Origin of the sequence: Lacinutrix sp. 5H-3-7-4, from assembly GCF_000211855.2 — a bacterium.
In the GTDB taxonomy this organism is placed as follows: domain Bacteria; phylum Bacteroidota; class Bacteroidia; order Flavobacteriales; family Flavobacteriaceae; genus Lacinutrix.
In genome coordinates this window covers 1,574,332-1,592,035 of the sequence record NC_015638.1, presented here as the reverse complement: position 1 = coordinate 1,592,035, position 17,704 = coordinate 1,574,332, and the positions used below count along the sequence as shown (strand labels likewise).

Sequence of the window (17,704 nt, the reverse complement as noted above, 5' to 3'; positions counted from 1 at the left end):
ATTTAATATAAAAGCATAATGGAATTACAAAAGTGGATTGACAAAGGTTACCAACTCGTCATTGACTATGCGCCAAAAGTATTAATGGCTATAGTTATATGGATTGTTGGTACATTTATAATTAAATACCTTTTAAAAGGTATTGCTAAAGCAATGGACAAGGCTAATTACGATATAAGCCTTAGAAAGTTTTTACTAGATTTAATAAGTTGGATTTTAAAAATCGTATTAATAATAGTTGTGCTTGGTACCGTTGGTATAGAAACAACTTCTTTTGCAGCAATTATAGCTGCCGCAGGTTTAGCAATTGGTCTTGCATTACAAGGGTCTTTAGCTAATTTTGCAGGAGGTGTTTTAATTATGATATTTAAACCTTTTAAAGTAGGAGATTATATTGAAGCTCAAGGTGAAGCTGGAACAGTTAAAGAAATAGATATATTTACAACAAAACTTACTACTCCAGATAATAAAGAAATTATTATACCTAATGGCAGTTTAAGTAATGGTAATATTACTAACTTCTCTACAGAAGATACTAGACGTGTAGATTTAACATTTGGTGTTGGTTATGATTCTGATATTAAAAGAACAAAAGAAGTTATACTTAGTGTTATTAAAAGAAATAATTTAATACTACAAGAACCAGCTCCAGCTATTAATGTTTCAGAACTAGCAGATAGTTCTATAAACTTTTTTACAAGAGTTTGGGTAAAAAAAGAAGACTTCTGGGAAGTTCATTTTTATTTAATTGAACAAACTAAAGAAGCACTAGATGCTGCAGGAATAGATATACCATATCCTCACAGTGTAGAAATACAAAAAGAAGGCTAATTATTTTTTAGGTTTAGGTTTTAAAGCCACAAAATCTTTTAAATAATAAGGCTCAAAATAAGCGACATCTTCGGTGTCGCTTTTTTTATACTTTGCATATGCCAAAGCACTCATCTCGTTTGCAGATGGTAATTTACCTTCTACAAAAACAGCATTGCTATTATCTATAATTGCTTTTGTTTTTTCTACTCCATTGCCCACAAAATGTACTTTTCCTTTAGCTAACTCAGCGCTAAAAGATGTAGCATCTAATTCTTGCGCTTCGACAGCTCTTAAAACTTCAAAATTTGATGTTAATATAGCTGAATATACTTCCATACGTCTAGCATCAATCATAGGCACTATAATACCTTCATTTGTATTTACCTGATGCGCTAAAGATTCTAAAGTAGAAATAGAAATTAACGGAATGTCTAATGCAAAACACAAGCCTTTTGCTGCAGATACTCCTATACGCAAACCTGTGTAAGAACCAGGTCCTTTACTTACTGCTATTGCACTTAATTCTTCTTTTTTTATTTTGGCTTCTTTTAAAACCTCTTCTATAAGAAAATGCAAACGCTCTGCATGAGAAAAATCATTATTAAAATCTTCTTTTAAATGCAAAGTCTCACCATTTTTAGATAGTGAGACCGAGCAATTTGTTGTTGCTGTTTCTATGCTTAATATTATAGTCACGATATATTATTGAGTTATAGGCTTATCAAGATAAAAATCTAACACTTTTGTTTTAAATACATAGTTATATTTTGCATTTAAAAATGATGATTGTGCATTTATTAATCTATTTCTAACTTGTTCTAATTGAAACGATGTACTTACACCTAAATCGTATTTATCTTGTTCGTTTTGAAACGCTAATTCTTGAGATTCTAAAGATACTTTAGACGATTCGTATTGTAATAATGATGCTTTTGCGTCTGCATAGGCTTGTTCAATATTAGCTCGTAATGTTTGTTTTTCTTGTTCTAATGCTAAAGTAATACGCTCTTTACTAATTTCTGCACGCTTAACACTTGCTTTTGTTTTAAATCCATTAAAAATTGGAATACTTAAACTAAAACCAACATTATAACCTAAGTTGTTTTCAATTTGTTCTACAAACCCATTTTTTTGAAACTCTACAATTGGTTCTCCTGTAGTAGCATCAAATCCTGTTACAATTTGTAATACATCTTTTTGCCCTTGCAAATGTTGGTAACTTGTACTTGCTCCTGCTCCTAAACTTAATGTTGGATAGTAAGCACTTCTAGCTATTTCATAATTAAGCTCGGCATTATCAATATTTAATTGTGCGCCTTTAATTTCTGGTCTATTCTCTAAAGCATAAGATAAAATCTCATTAGAGTTTTTATATGCCAATACAGCTTCGGTTAAATCTATATTTACATCTTGAATATCAAAATTTTCGTTTGCTGGTAACTGTAAAAGTTGCGATAAATTTAATAGTGATAAATCTACACTGTTTACAGCATTTACTAAACGTTCGTTATCTGATGCTAATTGAGATTTAGATACTAACAAATCTGCTCTTGCTCTTGCTCCTGCATCTACAAGTTCCTGAACCTGATCTAAACTTCTTTGACTTATAGCTACTTGCTCTTCGGCTTGTTTTACTGCTTCTCTATTAAATAAAATATTTAAGTAAGCATTTACAACATTTAAAGAAATGTTATTTTTTAAAACTTCAAGTTGTATTTTACTACTTTCTATACCTAGCTCTGCCTGTTTTTGCAAATTAGTATTCCTGAAACCATTAAATAATGTTACACCTGCATTAACACCAAAACCATTTCCACGCGAATCTCTAGAAATTCTACTTCCGTTTTGATCTATAAAAGAACCAAAATTCCAGTTTTGAGAAGCACTAGCATTTACAGTTGGTAAAAAATTACCTTTAGCTGATATTAAATCTTGCTCTGCTAATTTTTGGTCTAATAATGATTGTCTTACTGTTATGTTGTTTTGTAAAGCATAATCAACACTTTCTTTTAACGACCACTTTTTTTCTTGTGCTGTCGCAGAAAGACTAATTAATAATGCTAACGTAAATTTAATAATATGTTTAGTCTTCATCTTCATTATCTTCTTTTGATGCTTTATTCCACACTTTTATTTTATCTCCTTCTTCTACACCTTCGGTAATTTCAACATTAATTCCATCAGAAAGTCCTAACTCTACGTTTTTCTTTTCAAACTTACCAGCTTCTTTTTCAATTTCAACAAAAGGCTTTTCAGTTATTCTATTAAACTGTAAAAGAGATTCTTTAATAACTAACACGCTATCCTTGCTTTCCATTTCAATTTCGGCATTTGCACTGTATCCTGCTCTAATTTTTGTAGACTGCTCTACTTCAACATCTGCCTTTATTGTAAATTGTACAGCTCCATTTTCTTCATTTCCTTTTGGAGCAACAAAAGTTAATTTTGCTGGAAATTCTTTTTCGTTAATAGCACCAAGTATTACTTTAATATCTTTTCCTTCTTCAAGTTTTCCTACTTCGGCTTCATCTACTTTTCCTTCAAAAATCATTTTACTCATATCTGCAATAGTAGCGATAGTTGTACCTGCATTAAAGCTATTACTTTCTATTACCTGATCTCCTTCTCTTACAGGAATTTCTAGTACTGTTCCTGGTATTTGAGCTGTGATACTTGTGTTTGCAGAACCTCCACCAGAAAGTGATCCTCTTTTTATTATTTGGTAATTATTTTGAGCTTGACGTAATGCTTCGTTTGCTTGGTTTAAAGACAATTGGCTGTTTTCAAAATCTTGACGAGATATTACACCTTTATCAAATAATGCTTTATTTCTATCGTATAATGTTTTGGCATTATTGTAAGAAATTTTAGCTGATGATATTTGACCGCTTGCGCCAACTAAACTTTGCTCGTTTGGTACAACTCTAATTCTAGCAATTAAATCTCCCTTTGCAACAATATCTCCTTCTTCTACAAGAATTTCATCAATAATTCCTGCTATTTGAGGCTTTAATTCGATTTCTTCTTCTGGATTTAGCTTTCCTGTTGCTACAGTTTTAGTGTTTATTGATGTATAGAATGGTGTTGCTGTTTTAAAGTCTTCTACAGATTTTGAATTAGAATCTTTAAAATACTTTAACACCCATATTAAAGCAATAACTAGCACTAATATTCCAATGATTTTAAATACTTTTTTCATTTTATTATAATTTACTTCAGTTGGTTTGAAAGCGATTGACTTTCGGTTTTATTTTTAATTTATTATTCTTCTCTTAATGCTTCTATAGGCTTTATGCTTGTAGCTTTAAATGCGGGTATTAAGCCTATTAAGGTTCCTAAAACTACAAGTATTACTAATGAAATTAATACTACAGAAATTGGTACTGATGCGTTTACTAATATAGCATCTGGACCTTGGCCTGCTAGTTTATCTACCAGTATTAATAGAGATCCACCTGTTATAATACCAAGTAATCCAGCAATTAATGTTATAAATATGGCTTCTAATATTACTTGACGTTTTATTTCAAATGGTGTTGCTCCTAAGGCACGGCGTACGCCTATTTCTTTTGTTCTTTCTTTTACTGTAATTAATAGAATATTACCAATTGCAAATACGCCTGCAAAAAGCGTAGCAATACCTACAAACCATGTTAAAAATTGCATTCCTGTTAAAAAGCCTGTAATTTTAGCAAATTCTTTTCCTAAGTTAAAACTACCAAAAGCTCGGTTATCTTTTGGGTGTACTTTATTTAGGTTTCTTAGTATAAGTTTAGCATCGGTTTCAATTTGTGAAATATTGTATTCTGGTTTTCCAGTAATCATCATCCAACCAATATTTTCTCCCATATTATAAATTTGCTGAAATGTGGTAAATGGAATATGCATATCGCTACTTGGTCCCATGTTTGCATTACCAGTTTCAAACATACCAACAACTTTAAAATTCATACCGTTTAACTGAATGTATTCTCCAATCATTTCGGCATCTTTTTCAAAAAGCTGTTTGTAAATTTCTTCTGAAATAACGACTACTTTTCTATTATCATCAATATCTGTTTGATTAATAAAACGCCCACGAATCATTTTCTTTTTTTGAACTTGATCTAATAATGGATAATCACCATTTACGCCAAAAGTTCCTGATAAAAAATTACGTACTACTAAAGCTTGACTTTGATTTCTTGGTACAACAAACTCTATACCTTCTACATTTTCTTCTATTTTTTTAGCATCACTAATTTTTAGCTGCACTTGTCTTCCTTCTTGAAAACCTTTAAAAGGTTTACTTGTACTTTGCGCCCAAACAAATACGCTGTTTGTTGCAAAACTACCAAATAGTCTATTAAATGAATTTTCTATACCACGTGCTGATCCTAATAGTGCGATAAGTAGTAAAATTCCCCACCAAACACCAACCATTGTTAGTCCTGTTCTAAGTTTATTTTTACCTAAACTATCGAAGACTTCTTGCCATGTATCTCTTTCTAATAAAAATCGCATAATTAATCGTCTCTTAGTGCTACAATAGGTTTAATTCTTGATGCTTTTTTTGCTGGTACATATCCTGCTAAACCTCCAGCTATAATTAATGTTATTGTTGCTCCAATAACTAAGTTTAAGCTTACAAAAGGATCCTTTATAAAATATTTTTCAAGACTTGGACCTACAAGTTCTAAAATTCCCATACCTAATAATAGTCCAACAAAACCTGCTATTATTGTTATTAAAATAGATTCTAATAGTATAATTAAAACTATAGATCTAGGTGCCGCTCCTAAGGCTTTTCTAATTCCAATTTCTTTAGTACGTTCTTTTACAATAAAAATCATAATATTACTTATACCTACAATTCCTGCTATTAAGGTTCCAAAACCAATTACTAAAACAAGGATTCCTAATATAAACGTCATTTGGTCTACTGCTTTAGACTCATTTGCTAAGTTTCTTACTCGTATGGCGCGTTGGTCGTTTTGAGAAACTAAAAAGCGTTCTTTAAGTTTTCTGGTTAACATGTTACTAAAACCTATAGCTGCATCAAAATTCATGTCTGGATTATAGGTTAAATTAATTTGGTCTATGTGGTCGTTATTTCCATAAATTTGTTGTGCTGTAGATACTGGCATATAAATTAAACGCTCTTCATTATCACCACCATCATCACTAAAAACGCCTACAACCTTGTACTGAATTCCGTTTAAGTTTAAGTACTTTCCTATGGCTGTTGTTTTTAAAAATAAATCTTCTTCTACCAAACGGCCAATTACAACAACTTTGGTTTTATTTTTAATATCAGATTCATTTATATATCTACCATAATTTACTTTTGTATTCTCTAGATATTGATGGTCTGGGTTTACTGCACGAATACTATAATTGTTTTTTTCGTTTCTAAAAGATGCAGTAACGTTTAAATAAATTCGTGAAGTAATGTATTGTACCTTATCTCCAAATTCTTTCTTTATCCATTCTTGATCTGCATTTTCAAATTGAATTTGCCTACCTGCTTGTAAACCATTACTTGCTTTTGAAGTTCTACCAGAATTTATGAATATTGAGTTTTTTGCATCATCTACAAATGCGGTATCAAATGTGTTTAAAAGCCCATTGGTTATACCAAATAACAAGGCAAACAATAATATTGCAAAAGCTACTGTGAAACCAGATAATAAGGTTCTGGTTTTATTCATATTAATACTTTGGAAAATTTCTCTCCAGAGATCTCTATCAAACATATTGTGATGCTCTTACTTGTTCTACAAAAGCGTCTTCCATTATTACACCGTCTTTTAACCTCACAATACGTTTACACATACTTGCTATGTCTTCTTCATGGGTTACCATTAAAATGGTTTTTCCTTCGTCATTTAAAGTTTGTATAAAGTCCATTATTTCGTGAGACGTCTTTGTATCTAAAGCTCCTGTTGGCTCATCTGCCAATAATAATTTGGGATTTGCAGCTAATGCTCTAGCTATGGCTACACGTTGTTTTTGTCCACCAGAAAGCTCGTTTGGCAAATGCTCTGCCCAATCTTTTAAACCTACTTTTTCTAGGTGAAAAAGCCCTTTTTCAATACGCTCTTTACGTTTTAAACCTTGATAGTATAATGGCAAAGCAACATTATCTAATGCGTTTTTATAATTTATTAAATTAAAAGATTGAAAAATGAAACCCAAAAACTTATTACGGTAAATAGCTGCTTTTTTCTCTGTAAGGTTTTTAATTGGAACATTGTCTAAAATATATTCTCCTTCGTCTGCTTCATCTAACATACCAATTATATTTAATAGTGTAGATTTTCCTGATCCTGATGATCCCATAATGGCAACCATCTCTCCACTTTCTACTGAAAGATCAATTCCTTTTAAAACATGTAAGCTAGAGTCTCCTATAGGATAAGACTTATGTAGTTTGCTTATTTTTAGCATAATGGTTAGTTTTTTTGTTGATGTTAGTTACATCATATCCATTAGACTACAAAAGACTTTATTTGTTACAAGTATTTTACTAATAAAATGTTAAAATATTAAATAAACGACGGAAGCATTGGTATTATTTGACTCTAAAATACCTTCTGTAAATGTAATATCCAATGCCAAAAACTAAAATATATGGTATTGCAGCTAAGTAAATAATACCATCGTTAATACTTTTTGCCGTGCCCATACCTTCTTCGCTTTCTAAAACAGCACGGCACATGGCACATTGCGCATTGGTATTTAAAAAAGATATAAAAGCAAGAAATAATAATATGAACTTAGTTTTCATTTTAAGTAGTTTTTAAGCGTAATATGGTGCTATCATTAAATACACAATTACTCCTGTAATTGCTACATATAACCATAATGGATATGTTATTCTTGCTATTTTTTTATGCCTTAAAAAGTTATTTGATATAGCTCTAACATAAGTTATTAATACAAATGGTATTACTGCTATAGATAATATAATATGTGTAATTAATATAAAGTAGTACACATATTTAATAATGCCTTCGCCTCCAAAAGTTGTAGAATTACTTGTCATGTGATAAGCGATATACATTAACAAAAAAGATACAGATAATGCTATTGCGAATTTATTTAATTTTTCATGAAGCTTTCTATTTCCTTTTTTAATTGCATTTACTGAAATTATTAGTACAATAGCTGTTAATCCATTAATTGTGGCATAAATTGGCGGTAAAAATGTTAGTGGTTCTATATCTACACCAAAATCCTTAAGTTTAATACCAAATAAAGCTGCCACCGCAACAGGTATGATTATTGACAAAGCAACAATCCATTTATTATATTTCTTTTCGTTTTCTATATTTTCTTGTGCTTCCATAATATTTCCAGCTATAATTTTTTTATTGAAGTAATATATTATTACTCATTTAAAAGCTTTTTAATATCTTCTTTTAACATTGATATTTCTTGCTCATTTCCATCTTCATCCATTTTTTCTTGCTCACTAATAACTCCTTTATAGAAAATTTTAGGATTTCCAAATGCATCTTTTCTAGATCTTATAAAACCATTTTTATCTATTAAAGCAAAATCTCCAGAGTGCTCAAATCCCATTTCATCATCTGCTACTTTACCAACAAAAATATTAAAGCCAATATTTGCTAAATCAAATATTGCTTTTTCTTCTCCTGTCATTAAATTCCAGTTTGGGTTTGTTACACCATAATCTTGAGCATATGCTTTTAAAACTTCTGGTGTATCTACTTCTGGCATTATTGAAAATGAAGCTATACCAAAACCATCTTCATTTTTAAATGCGTTTTGAATTTCAATTAAATTTCTATTCATTCTAGGACAAATAGTTGGGCAAGTGGTAAAGAAAAATTCTACTACATACACTTTACCTAAGTAATCGTCTTGCGTAATAGTTTCTCCATCCTGGTTTGTAAAACTAAAATTAGGTACTTTTTTAGGTTTGCCATTAATTTCGATAAAAGATAATGCTAAAGCCTTTTTTTCTTCATCTGACGGGTTAGCAATACCAACACTTCTACTTTTGTTGTTATCTACTATTTTATTGTCTTTTATTCTATTTACTATTCTTGGAATAAATATGATACCAAATACTAGAATTATAAATGCAATTCCTATGTAAGAGTAATTCTTTTTTTTCATAACACTATATTATACTTTTCTTTAGCTTAGTTATTGGTGACTAATTATCTTCTACTTTTTTATTTGGATTTAAATCCTGAGCTCTACGGTTAGATGAATCTACTTTATTTCTACCAGATTTTCTATATTCTTCTAATAATACACGCATATCTTCGGCAGCTAATTTATTTTTTATAATTGAAACCTCTGATGCATTATAAGCTGTTAATGGTCTAACCTTATCGCCTCTTTCTATCTCTTTTTTTGTACGATCATCTAGCCTGCCACGCTGGTTCAATTCTTTATCTATAACAAAAAAACCGCGAGTTGCTAAATTACTATCTAGACGTAAACTAGAGCGTAGACTATTAAATAGTTTATTCATGTCATTATCGCTTGCATATACAAAATGCCAATATTTATGCTCACTGTATTTATTAAGTTCTTGAATTAGTCTTTTAGTTTGTGCTCTTGCTTCTTGAGAAACCAATATAACGATTTGGAATTTTTTAAAACCTTTAAATTTATTGTATACTAATTCTTTAAGATTAGAAGCTTCTACAATTTTAGATTCTGGATCGTTACCTAAAAAACCTAGTACCGTAATATGGTCTTTTAATTGAATGCTTGAATTTGTAACAGATGATAAGTTCGTTATATCCAATACATTTTCTTTAACAATATCTAAGCGATTGTAATTATTTGTAGATGGATATAGCATGAGTAAGAAAGCAACAGGCAAGAAAAACAATACTACTAAAATACCATACTTTTTTATGCTTTTGCTATTCATTTATTTGCTAATTATTTAATAATGCAAAAATAAAAAAGGTGGTTTAAATAAACCACCTTTTCCTGTCTTTTAACGCTTAAATAAGCTATGTTTAATTTTTATTAAAAATCTCTTTTAATAAAACCATTTGAATATACACTTTCTATATATCCGCCTTCTTGAAGTAAAATGAAAATTAAGTAGCAAATTAAAAATACTCCAGTCCAAACTACTGCTCTACGTAATGCTTTTGTTTCATCACGCATGTGCATAAAGTCCCAAGTAATATAATATGCTTTAACAATGGTTAGTATAATAAAAATCCAGTTAAGACCTTTCATTCCTAATACTTGTTTCATTAAAATTTCAGGTTTATAGATACCTAAAATAACTTCTATTGCAGTTACAAAAGTTAAGAATGCTAATACTCCCCAAATTTTTTGAGTATTAGACTTAAATTTCCATAACCCTCTAAATATTTCTAATTTATGTTCGTGTGCCATTTTAATATTTTTAAAATTCTTTTTTAAAAGAAGTAACTATTTTAATTGATTAAACTAAGTAGAAGAATGTGAATACGAATACCCATACTAAATCTACAAAGTGCCAATATAAACCAACTTTCTCTACCATTTCGTAGTTTTTACGTCTTTCGTAAGTTCCTAAAATAACATTAAAGAAAATAATTATGTTAATTACAACTCCTGAGAATACGTGAAAACCGTGAAATCCTGTAATGAAGAAGAAGAAATCTCCAAATAAAGGTGATCCATATTCGTTAACCTGAAGGTTAGCACCATGTACTACTTGCTTACCGTTGTTTTTAATTTGTTTTAAAGATTCTTCACGAGTTAATACTGTTTTCTCTCCATGCTCATTAATATCCTGAGTTCTTACTAAAATATTAGAATGTGCTGTTAAGCCATTGTATACATCATTTACAGTATATTCTGGTAAAGTATCCTCACCAATAAACCATAAACCATTTTTACTTTCGTGTTGTGTTCTTTCTGTTGTTGTTGCTGTAGCAAAACTTTTTACTGCATCACGAACAAAAATCTGTTCTCCATCAATTGTTTCGTAATGTCCAAATTGTAAAATGTTACCACCTTTAGTTTGTACTGCACCAAAATCTCCTTTAATAAATGTTCCCCATTCCCAAGCTTGAGAACCAACAAATATTATACCTCCAATAATAGTTAAAAACATGTACCATGTTACTGCCTTTTGTCTTAAATGATGTCCTGCATCTACAGCTAAAACCATAGTTACTGAAGACATAATTAAAACAAACGTCATAAACGCTACATAAATCATTGGATAATTACCGTGAAAAAATGGTATGTGAGTAAAAACCTCATCGGCAATTGGCCAAGAGCCAATAAATTTAAATCTTGAAAAACCGTACGCAGCTAAAAATCCTGAGAAAGTTAAAGCATCTGATAAGATAAAAAACCACATCATCATTTTACCATAACTTGCTTTAAGTGGCTTATTTCCGCCTCCCCAAGTTTTAGTTTCTGTTCCAGTAGTAGCAACTGTAGTGTTCATATAGTTGGATTCGTTTTTTTTAATATGGCACAAAAATAATCATTTTCTTCTTCTAAAGAAATGTTAAAGTGTAATTTTTGAGCCTAGTATTATATGATTAATTAAATATAGTTTAAGTGAACTTGTTTCTAAATAGTTTTTAAGCCACAAAATAGAGCAATAAATATAGAAATACCCAAAGTATATCAATAAAATGCCAAAATGTACCTGCTAGTGTAAAGCCTAACATTTTATTAGCTGTATACTTTTGTTTAAAATGATTATAAATTACTACCAATAGACAAATAAGGCCTACAGCAACGTGTAAAAGGTGTACAAAAGCTATTAAAAATATAAAAGACGCTTTTGGATTACTTGTTTCTCCCGTTAAATAATAACCAGAATTTATTAAGGCTTTAAAGCCTTCAAACTGCATAATTATAAACACTACTCCTAGTATAAAAGTAATTATTAAAAATACAGATGCATTTTTCCTGTTATTACTTTTTAATGCACGTTTTGCTATAATAAAGGTTATACTACTAGCAACTATTACAAAAACACTATATAAAAAAATGATTGGTAATTGTAAACCATCAGACCAATCTGGTCTAGTTCTACTAATTATAACGGCACTTGTTAATCCTGCAAATGACATGAATAAAGAAATAAGGCCAAACCATAGCATCATTTTTTTTGCACGTTCATTTTTCTCTTCTAAAGAGCCTTGGGTTAAATCCATAATTATCTAATAAATTTATCTAAAACGTATACTATTTGAATAAATGTTATATATGAAACACTAGCCAGCATTAATTGTTTTGCTGCTTTTTCTGTCATTTTTTTAAATAATAAAATTGCATAATACAGCATAAATACTCCTGCTCCAAATACAATTACGGCAGAAACTATTGATAATTTTAATTGGCCAGTTACTCCAAAAACCGGCACAATAGAAACCAAAATAGTCCAAATTGTATATGTTATAGTTTGTACTGCTGTACCTCTATCTTGTTTACCAGTTGGCAACATAAAGAAACCTCCTTTTTTATAATCGTTATATAAAAACCATCCTATTGCCCAAAAATGTGGGAATTGCCAAAAAAACTGGAGAGCAAATAATACTCCTGGCTCAATACCAAAATCGTTAGTTGCAGCTACCCAACCTAACATAAAAGGAATCGCTCCTGGTATAGCACCTACAAAAACGGCTAAAGGTGTTTTGGTTTTAAGTGGTGTATAAACACAAGTATATAAAAATATAGATATAGCCCCAAACATTGCTGTTTGTGGGTTTATTGTATATAATATTGTAATACCTAAAATTGTAAAAATAGTAGCAATAATAAACGCTGTCTTCACTGTCATTCGACCTGCAGGTATAGGTCGGTTTTTAGTTCGATCCATCAAAGCATCAAGATCTTTTTCTATAATTTGGTTAAAAGCATTAGATGCACCTACCATAAAATACCCACCAAAAGCTAACAAAAATAATGTTGTGAAATTTACAGTTTCTACACCTAGTAAATAACCAGCAATTGAAGAAAACACAACACTTAATGCTAAACGCATTTTAGTGATTTCTTTGAAATCTGAAACCCAAGTATGTTCTATTACTTTTGCTGAAGTTTTACTCAAAACTATATTAAAGTTTAAGCTGTTTTTTTTGCTTTGGCAAAGATACGTTGTAAAAGTAGATTTATTGTAATAAACATTAAGGTTTTTATTTGCAATTAGAATTAAAAAGTCACTTATATTTTTTAATAATCAAAATACCAATTAAACAAATCTGTTCGTAATCCTAAATTAAACCATACCGAACTGTTTTTTAATGATTCTTCTCCGGTTGCCTCCGGATTAAAATTTCTATAATTTATGTTTGCAAATAATTTTAGATTTGAAGCTGGATTCACTAAATAACCACCTTGAATACTTGCATTTATTGAAGTTATATTTAATCCTTGACCTATTTCTACTCCTGTATCAAAAGGTCGATCGCGCTCATCTCTAAATATATCTCCTCCATAATTAAAGTTATTGGTATCATTATTAAAATCAAAACCGCGCTCTCCAATTATAAATTTCGCTTCTCCAAACCATCTCCCTTTTCTATATCGCCCTATTGCTACTAACTCTCTAAAGTTTGATCCCCAAAGATGCGCCATAGGTTGGTTATTATGTGCATAATTTAATCTAATTGTATTATGTGAGTACACATATGGCCTAACTTGATTATATTCTAATTGTAGATTTAAATTTTTAACTTTAAAAGCATTGTAATATTTAGCACCAATTTGATATCCAAATTTATTTTTCCAACTTTTGTTTCCGGCTTTAACATCACTTAAAGAAAATTCATCTATTATAAATTGGCTATACATATTAAAATTATCACTCCATTTATATTTACCTGAAAAACCAATTATAGCATTTCCTGCATCTTGACCAGTTGAAAACTCTATTGAACGATAAAAAATTATAGGGTTTAAATAACTAAAATCAAATCCTCTATCGTTTGTATTAGCCCATATTACAGACTCAAAAAAACCAATATTTAATCGTTTGTTTACATTCCAGCTTAAATAATGATTTGCAATGTATTTAGATAAAAAAGCACCATCTTCTCCTAAAACTTCTGGTCTAACATCTTTTAAAAAGGTATAGGTATTAGTGTATTTTATTTTCCAAAATTTAGTATTTAATTTAAAAAAAGGATAAGGACTTGCTACATCACTTTGTAATAAAGAACGGTAACCGTCTCCAATAAAATTTTTACCATGACCCAACTGGATATTTATAAATTTTGCTGGTGTATAACTTAAATATGCTTCAGCTACTGGATAATCGTAAGCATCTGTTTTAAATCTTTTAGCTATACCTCGTCCAGGGATTACAGCTGGAGAGTTATCTGCTGGTGCTAAACTCTCTGCATAATTATTATAATATTGAGGAAAACGACCTTGACTTTCGTAAACTTGTGCAGAGAAACTAAAGTTATCTCCCAAACCTCCTTGTATATTCACTCCTCGTGTATTATTATAAGTGGTTCCAAAATCTGCATCGGTATCTTTTCCTAATTCTAAATCAAATATTGGATCTATAACAAACCAATAATCTTCGCTTTGTACTCTTGCCAAATGTTCGTTCCATAATTTTCTTCCTGTCCAAGAGGTTTTTTCTTTTAATAGTGCAATTTTTTCAGCTTCAAAATCATGGTAATTTGACACATCGTTATAAACAAAAGGTTTTGCTGCTGTATGACTATTTGTTCCTATTAAATTTATTGCTCTATCAAACCGTGAATAATCTGCATGTGTAAACGGTATATTTAATTGACTTTTAAATGCTTTATTGGTATATGGTACTATAGTAGCTTTTACACTATCAAACTCTGCTTTTGCTTTTAGCTCTAATGCTGTTAGCTCATTAACATTTTCTTTATTAGCTAAATCTTGAGTTGTTATAGTTTGATTTTTTAAAGGTACTTTTAAAGCTATTGAGTATTGCTTATAAGTAGGATTACCATTATACGTTGCGGGTTTAATTTTTGGAAACAATTTTACTACTCGCTTTGCTTCGGTTTTAAGTGCTTTATTTATAGCATCAACATACATAACTCTAAATACACCTGATGTATCAACTTCAAAAAGAATTACTACTTCTCCCTTATAACCATCTTTAACTAAACTTTCTGGTACTTTATAATTACTATATAATATATTAAATACTTCATTATCAAAACACTTTTGCAAACTCTCAAAAGTTTTAGATTCACATTCAGCAAAAACAGGTGGCATTTCATTTGTGATGTCTTGTGCTATAAGAAGATTTGATATACAGAAAAATAAAATGTAAAAGCAATGCTTCATGACATTAATAAAGGTTAATTTTTTTTCGAAAGATACAGTTTTTTATTTTTCTCCTTTTGAAGAAGCTAGAAATAAAAAATCCCACTATAGAGTGGGATTTTAATATTTTATATTTAAATATTAATTTTTAACATCAAAAATAATTGGAAGATTATATGATACCTCAACTGCTCTATCATTATTTTTTCCAGGTTGCATTTTTGGTATTTTACTTACTACCCTTTTTGCTTCTTTATCTAATTTTTGATGTGGACTTCTAATTTTTTGAATCTCTACGTTACCTTGCTTATTAATTTTGAAATTCACATAAATTTTTTGTCTTCCGTTAAGGCCTAAATCACTTCCTAGTCCTGTATCAAATTTTCTTTGTATTAGTTTACCTAATTTTTGAGACATACATGCTCTTCGTTCTGTATTGTTTTTTGCTCTTTCACAACCTGGGTAAACAGGTACTTTTTGAACAGCTAAAATAGAATAAGTTTCGTCTTCTCTAGGATCATCATCTGGTTTTAAACTATCCGGATCAATTACTTTTGTTGGTTTAGTAGGTTGCTCTATAGTTACAATCTCTTCAACAGCTTTTTCAATTTTTGTATCGTTATCAACAACTTCAAATTGTCTTGGTTCTTTTGGTTTTTTAAATACTGGTTGTTTTTTTTCTTCTACTTTTTTCTCAATTACAAAACTTTCAGGAACCATATCGTACAACTCATCATCTAACGGTTCATTATATACATAGCTTTCATTTGTTATAGCAAAATTAGCTTCTAAAGCTGCATAGCTTGCTAACAAGCATAGTATTAAACCAATTTGAAAATAAAGCGTAGAGTTTTTTTGAAGGTTTACTTCATGCTTTTGAGATTTTTTTAAAGTCTTATCGTTTTGGCGAACGATTTTTTGACTCTTGTTTAATTTGTTCATAATAATTAAAGTTTATATGTTAATGTTTTGATAAAATCACAATAAGCGTACCAAAAACAAAAATCCCGTTACTTAATTGTAACGGGATTTTATATATACTTTAAAAAGGACTGTTTTTTTAGTCTTGAACGTTAAATGTTATTGGTAAAAAGAATGTTACTTTTACTGGCTTTCCTCTTTGCTTACCTGGTTTCATTTGTGGTATTAAACCAACTACACGCTTAGCTTCTTTTTCTAATTGTGGGTGTGGCGCACGAGTTCTTACATTAGTAATGTTTCCTGTTTTATCAATAGTAAAGAACACATTAATTTTTTGTCTTCCACTTAATCCTAATTCACTACCTAACTCGGTATCAAATTTTCTACCAACTAATTTGTTGATTTTAGTAGACATACATTTTTTCTTTTCTGCGTTACTTCCTTTTTCACATCCAGGAAAAATTGGAACGTTTTCAATAACTGCGAAAGAAACTTCTACATCTTCTTCTATTTCTTCTACTTCTACTTCTTCAACTTCAACAATTTCTTCTTCTTGAGTTGTTTCTGTAGATTCAATTACTGTTTCTTCTATTTCCACTTCATCTTCAACAACATCAATAACTTCTGGTGCTGGTGGCGGTGGCGGCGGCGGTGGCGGCGGTGGCGGCGCTTGATTTGTAATTGGAATTTCTTCATCCAATTCTTCATCCACATCTAGTGCGGTTTGCTCTACAACTCTGTCATCATACGTTTTGTAGTTGATAGCGAAATATGTTAACGATAACATAAGCACCATACCAACTGCAAAATAAAGAGAACTATTTCTCCCTACGTTTGATTTTGGGTTCTTTTTAGGTTCCATATATTTAAAAATTGTTTGTCCTGACTGCTAAAATAACTATTTATTTCTCAAAAAAGCAAAGTATTATTGTTTTTTAATTTTACTTTTTTTACTCATTATTAAAATGACTGCAATAAGCGTGCCTATTATATTCGCAATGATGTCGTTAACATCACTTTGTCTATTTTCTGTTAATGTTCCTTGTAATATTTCTATTAGTATACCAAACAACGCAGAGCTTAAAAAAGCAAAGATTATTGACTTTGCTTTTAATATGCCGTGTGTTCTAAGTGCAAAATACCATAATACAGTAAAAATAAAATATGCTATTGTATGGAATATTTTATCTGAATTTGTTGGTAGCTCTGCAGTGGCTGCATTAATTTTTAATAGGCTTAAAGCTGCTAATAATAAACTGTAAACTATACTTATTATTAGGCTATACTTTTTAAGCACCAATAATAGCTTTGTAATCGTCTGCTGATAAAAGATTATCAAACTCTGATGTGTTTGTACATTTAATTTTAACCATCCAACCTTCTCCGTAAGGATCTGAATTTACTTTTTCTGGTTCGTCTTCTAACAACTCGTTAAACTCTATAATTTCACCAGATACAGGTAAAAATAAATCTGAAACTGTTTTTACTGCTTCAACAGTTCCAAAAACTTCTTCTACATCTAAAGTTTCATCTAATGTTTCTACTTCTACATATACAATATCTCCTAATTCGCTTTGCGCGAAATCTGTAATACCAACGGTTACAATGTCGCCATCAATTTTTACCCATTCGTGATCTTTTGTATATTTTAATTCTGCTGGAATATTCATTGTGTTGTTTTTTATTTTTTACAAATGTATTTAAAAGGTATGGG

Annotated in this window: 20 protein-coding genes; 1 reads left to right on the top strand and 19 read right to left on the bottom strand. The window is 30.2% G+C overall.

Annotated features, from left to right (window positions below):
- Positions 1-18: 18 nt before the first annotated feature.
- Positions 19-831: a mechanosensitive ion channel family protein gene (locus LACAL_RS07015; RefSeq protein WP_013870024.1), complete on the top strand. Its 813-nt coding sequence runs from the start codon at positions 19-21 to the stop codon at positions 829-831.
- Here LACAL_RS07015 and tsaB read toward each other — a convergent pair whose 3' ends face one another.
- From tsaB to gcvH, 19 genes are all read right to left on the bottom strand, one after another.
- Positions 832-1,509, bottom strand: a complete 678-nt coding sequence (gene tsaB / locus LACAL_RS07010; RefSeq protein ID WP_013870023.1) for a tRNA (adenosine(37)-N6)-threonylcarbamoyltransferase complex dimerization subunit type 1 TsaB — start codon at positions 1,507-1,509, stop codon at positions 832-834. It lies immediately after the preceding gene.
- Between the two features lie 6 nt (positions 1,510-1,515).
- Positions 1,516-2,913, bottom strand: coding sequence for a TolC family protein (locus tag LACAL_RS07005; RefSeq protein ID WP_013870022.1), 1,398 nt, complete (start codon positions 2,911-2,913; stop codon positions 1,516-1,518).
- Positions 2,897-4,012: an efflux RND transporter periplasmic adaptor subunit gene (locus LACAL_RS07000; protein WP_013870021.1), complete on the bottom strand. Its 1,116-nt coding sequence runs from the start codon at positions 4,010-4,012 to the stop codon at positions 2,897-2,899. Before LACAL_RS07000 ends, LACAL_RS07005 begins: the two co-directional genes overlap by 17 nt.
- A 62-nt stretch (positions 4,013-4,074) precedes the next feature.
- Complete coding sequence (locus tag LACAL_RS06995) at positions 4,075-5,316, bottom strand: ABC transporter permease (protein ID WP_013870020.1); 1,242 nt, start codon at positions 5,314-5,316, stop codon at positions 4,075-4,077.
- A gap of 2 nt (positions 5,317-5,318) precedes the next feature.
- A complete protein-coding gene (locus tag LACAL_RS06990; RefSeq protein WP_013870019.1) occupies positions 5,319-6,548 on the bottom strand; it encodes an ABC transporter permease in 1,230 nt (409 codons plus the stop codon).
- Entirely contained in the window at positions 6,541-7,242 is a 702-nt protein-coding gene (locus LACAL_RS06985) for an ABC transporter ATP-binding protein (RefSeq protein WP_013870018.1), read from the bottom strand. The genes LACAL_RS06990 and LACAL_RS06985 overlap by 8 nt, the downstream gene beginning before the upstream one ends.
- 124 nt (positions 7,243-7,366) lie before the next feature.
- Positions 7,367-7,582 (bottom strand): hypothetical protein, encoded by a 216-nt coding sequence (locus LACAL_RS06980; protein WP_013870017.1) that lies wholly within the window; start codon positions 7,580-7,582, stop codon positions 7,367-7,369.
- 12 nt (positions 7,583-7,594) lie between these two features.
- On the bottom strand, positions 7,595-8,143 hold the full coding sequence (locus LACAL_RS06975) for a DUF420 domain-containing protein (protein WP_013870016.1): 549 nt from the start codon (positions 8,141-8,143) through the stop codon (positions 7,595-7,597).
- A 41-nt stretch (positions 8,144-8,184) separates the two neighbouring features.
- A complete protein-coding gene (locus LACAL_RS06970) occupies positions 8,185-8,940 on the bottom strand; it encodes an SCO family protein (protein WP_013870015.1) in 756 nt (251 codons plus the stop codon).
- A 40-nt stretch (positions 8,941-8,980) separates the two neighbouring features.
- Positions 8,981-9,712: a hypothetical protein gene (locus LACAL_RS06965; protein ID WP_013870014.1), complete on the bottom strand. Its 732-nt coding sequence runs from the start codon at positions 9,710-9,712 to the stop codon at positions 8,981-8,983.
- A 101-nt stretch (positions 9,713-9,813) separates the two neighbouring features.
- Positions 9,814-10,194, bottom strand: coding sequence for a cytochrome C oxidase subunit IV family protein (locus tag LACAL_RS06960; protein WP_013870013.1), 381 nt, complete (start codon positions 10,192-10,194; stop codon positions 9,814-9,816).
- Positions 10,195-10,243: 49 nt separating this feature from the next.
- A complete protein-coding gene (locus tag LACAL_RS06955; protein WP_013870012.1) occupies positions 10,244-11,242 on the bottom strand; it encodes a cytochrome c oxidase subunit 3 in 999 nt (332 codons plus the stop codon).
- Positions 11,243-11,381: 139 nt separating this feature from the next.
- Complete coding sequence (locus tag LACAL_RS06950; RefSeq protein ID WP_013870011.1) at positions 11,382-11,963, bottom strand: cytochrome c oxidase subunit 3; 582 nt, start codon at positions 11,961-11,963, stop codon at positions 11,382-11,384.
- A 2-nt stretch (positions 11,964-11,965) separates the two neighbouring features.
- Complete coding sequence (cyoE, locus tag LACAL_RS06945) at positions 11,966-12,859, bottom strand: heme o synthase (protein WP_013870010.1); 894 nt, start codon at positions 12,857-12,859, stop codon at positions 11,966-11,968.
- Positions 12,860-12,981: 122 nt separating this feature from the next.
- A complete protein-coding gene (locus LACAL_RS06940; protein ID WP_013870009.1) occupies positions 12,982-15,090 on the bottom strand; it encodes an energy transducer TonB in 2,109 nt (702 codons plus the stop codon).
- Between the two features lie 120 nt (positions 15,091-15,210).
- Positions 15,211-16,011, bottom strand: a complete 801-nt coding sequence (locus LACAL_RS06935; RefSeq protein ID WP_013870008.1) for an energy transducer TonB — start codon at positions 16,009-16,011, stop codon at positions 15,211-15,213.
- 118 nt (positions 16,012-16,129) lie between these two features.
- Positions 16,130-16,852: an energy transducer TonB gene (locus LACAL_RS06930; RefSeq protein WP_013870007.1), complete on the bottom strand. Its 723-nt coding sequence runs from the start codon at positions 16,850-16,852 to the stop codon at positions 16,130-16,132.
- A gap of 63 nt (positions 16,853-16,915) precedes the next feature.
- Entirely contained in the window at positions 16,916-17,287 is a 372-nt protein-coding gene (locus LACAL_RS06925) for a VanZ family protein (protein ID WP_013870006.1), read from the bottom strand.
- Positions 17,280-17,660 carry a glycine cleavage system protein GcvH gene (gene gcvH / locus LACAL_RS06920; RefSeq protein ID WP_013870005.1) on the bottom strand — a complete coding sequence of 127 codons (381 nt, stop codon included), beginning with the start codon at positions 17,658-17,660 and terminating at the stop codon, positions 17,280-17,282. Before gcvH ends, LACAL_RS06925 begins: the two co-directional genes overlap by 8 nt.
- Positions 17,661-17,704 lie beyond the last annotated feature (44 nt).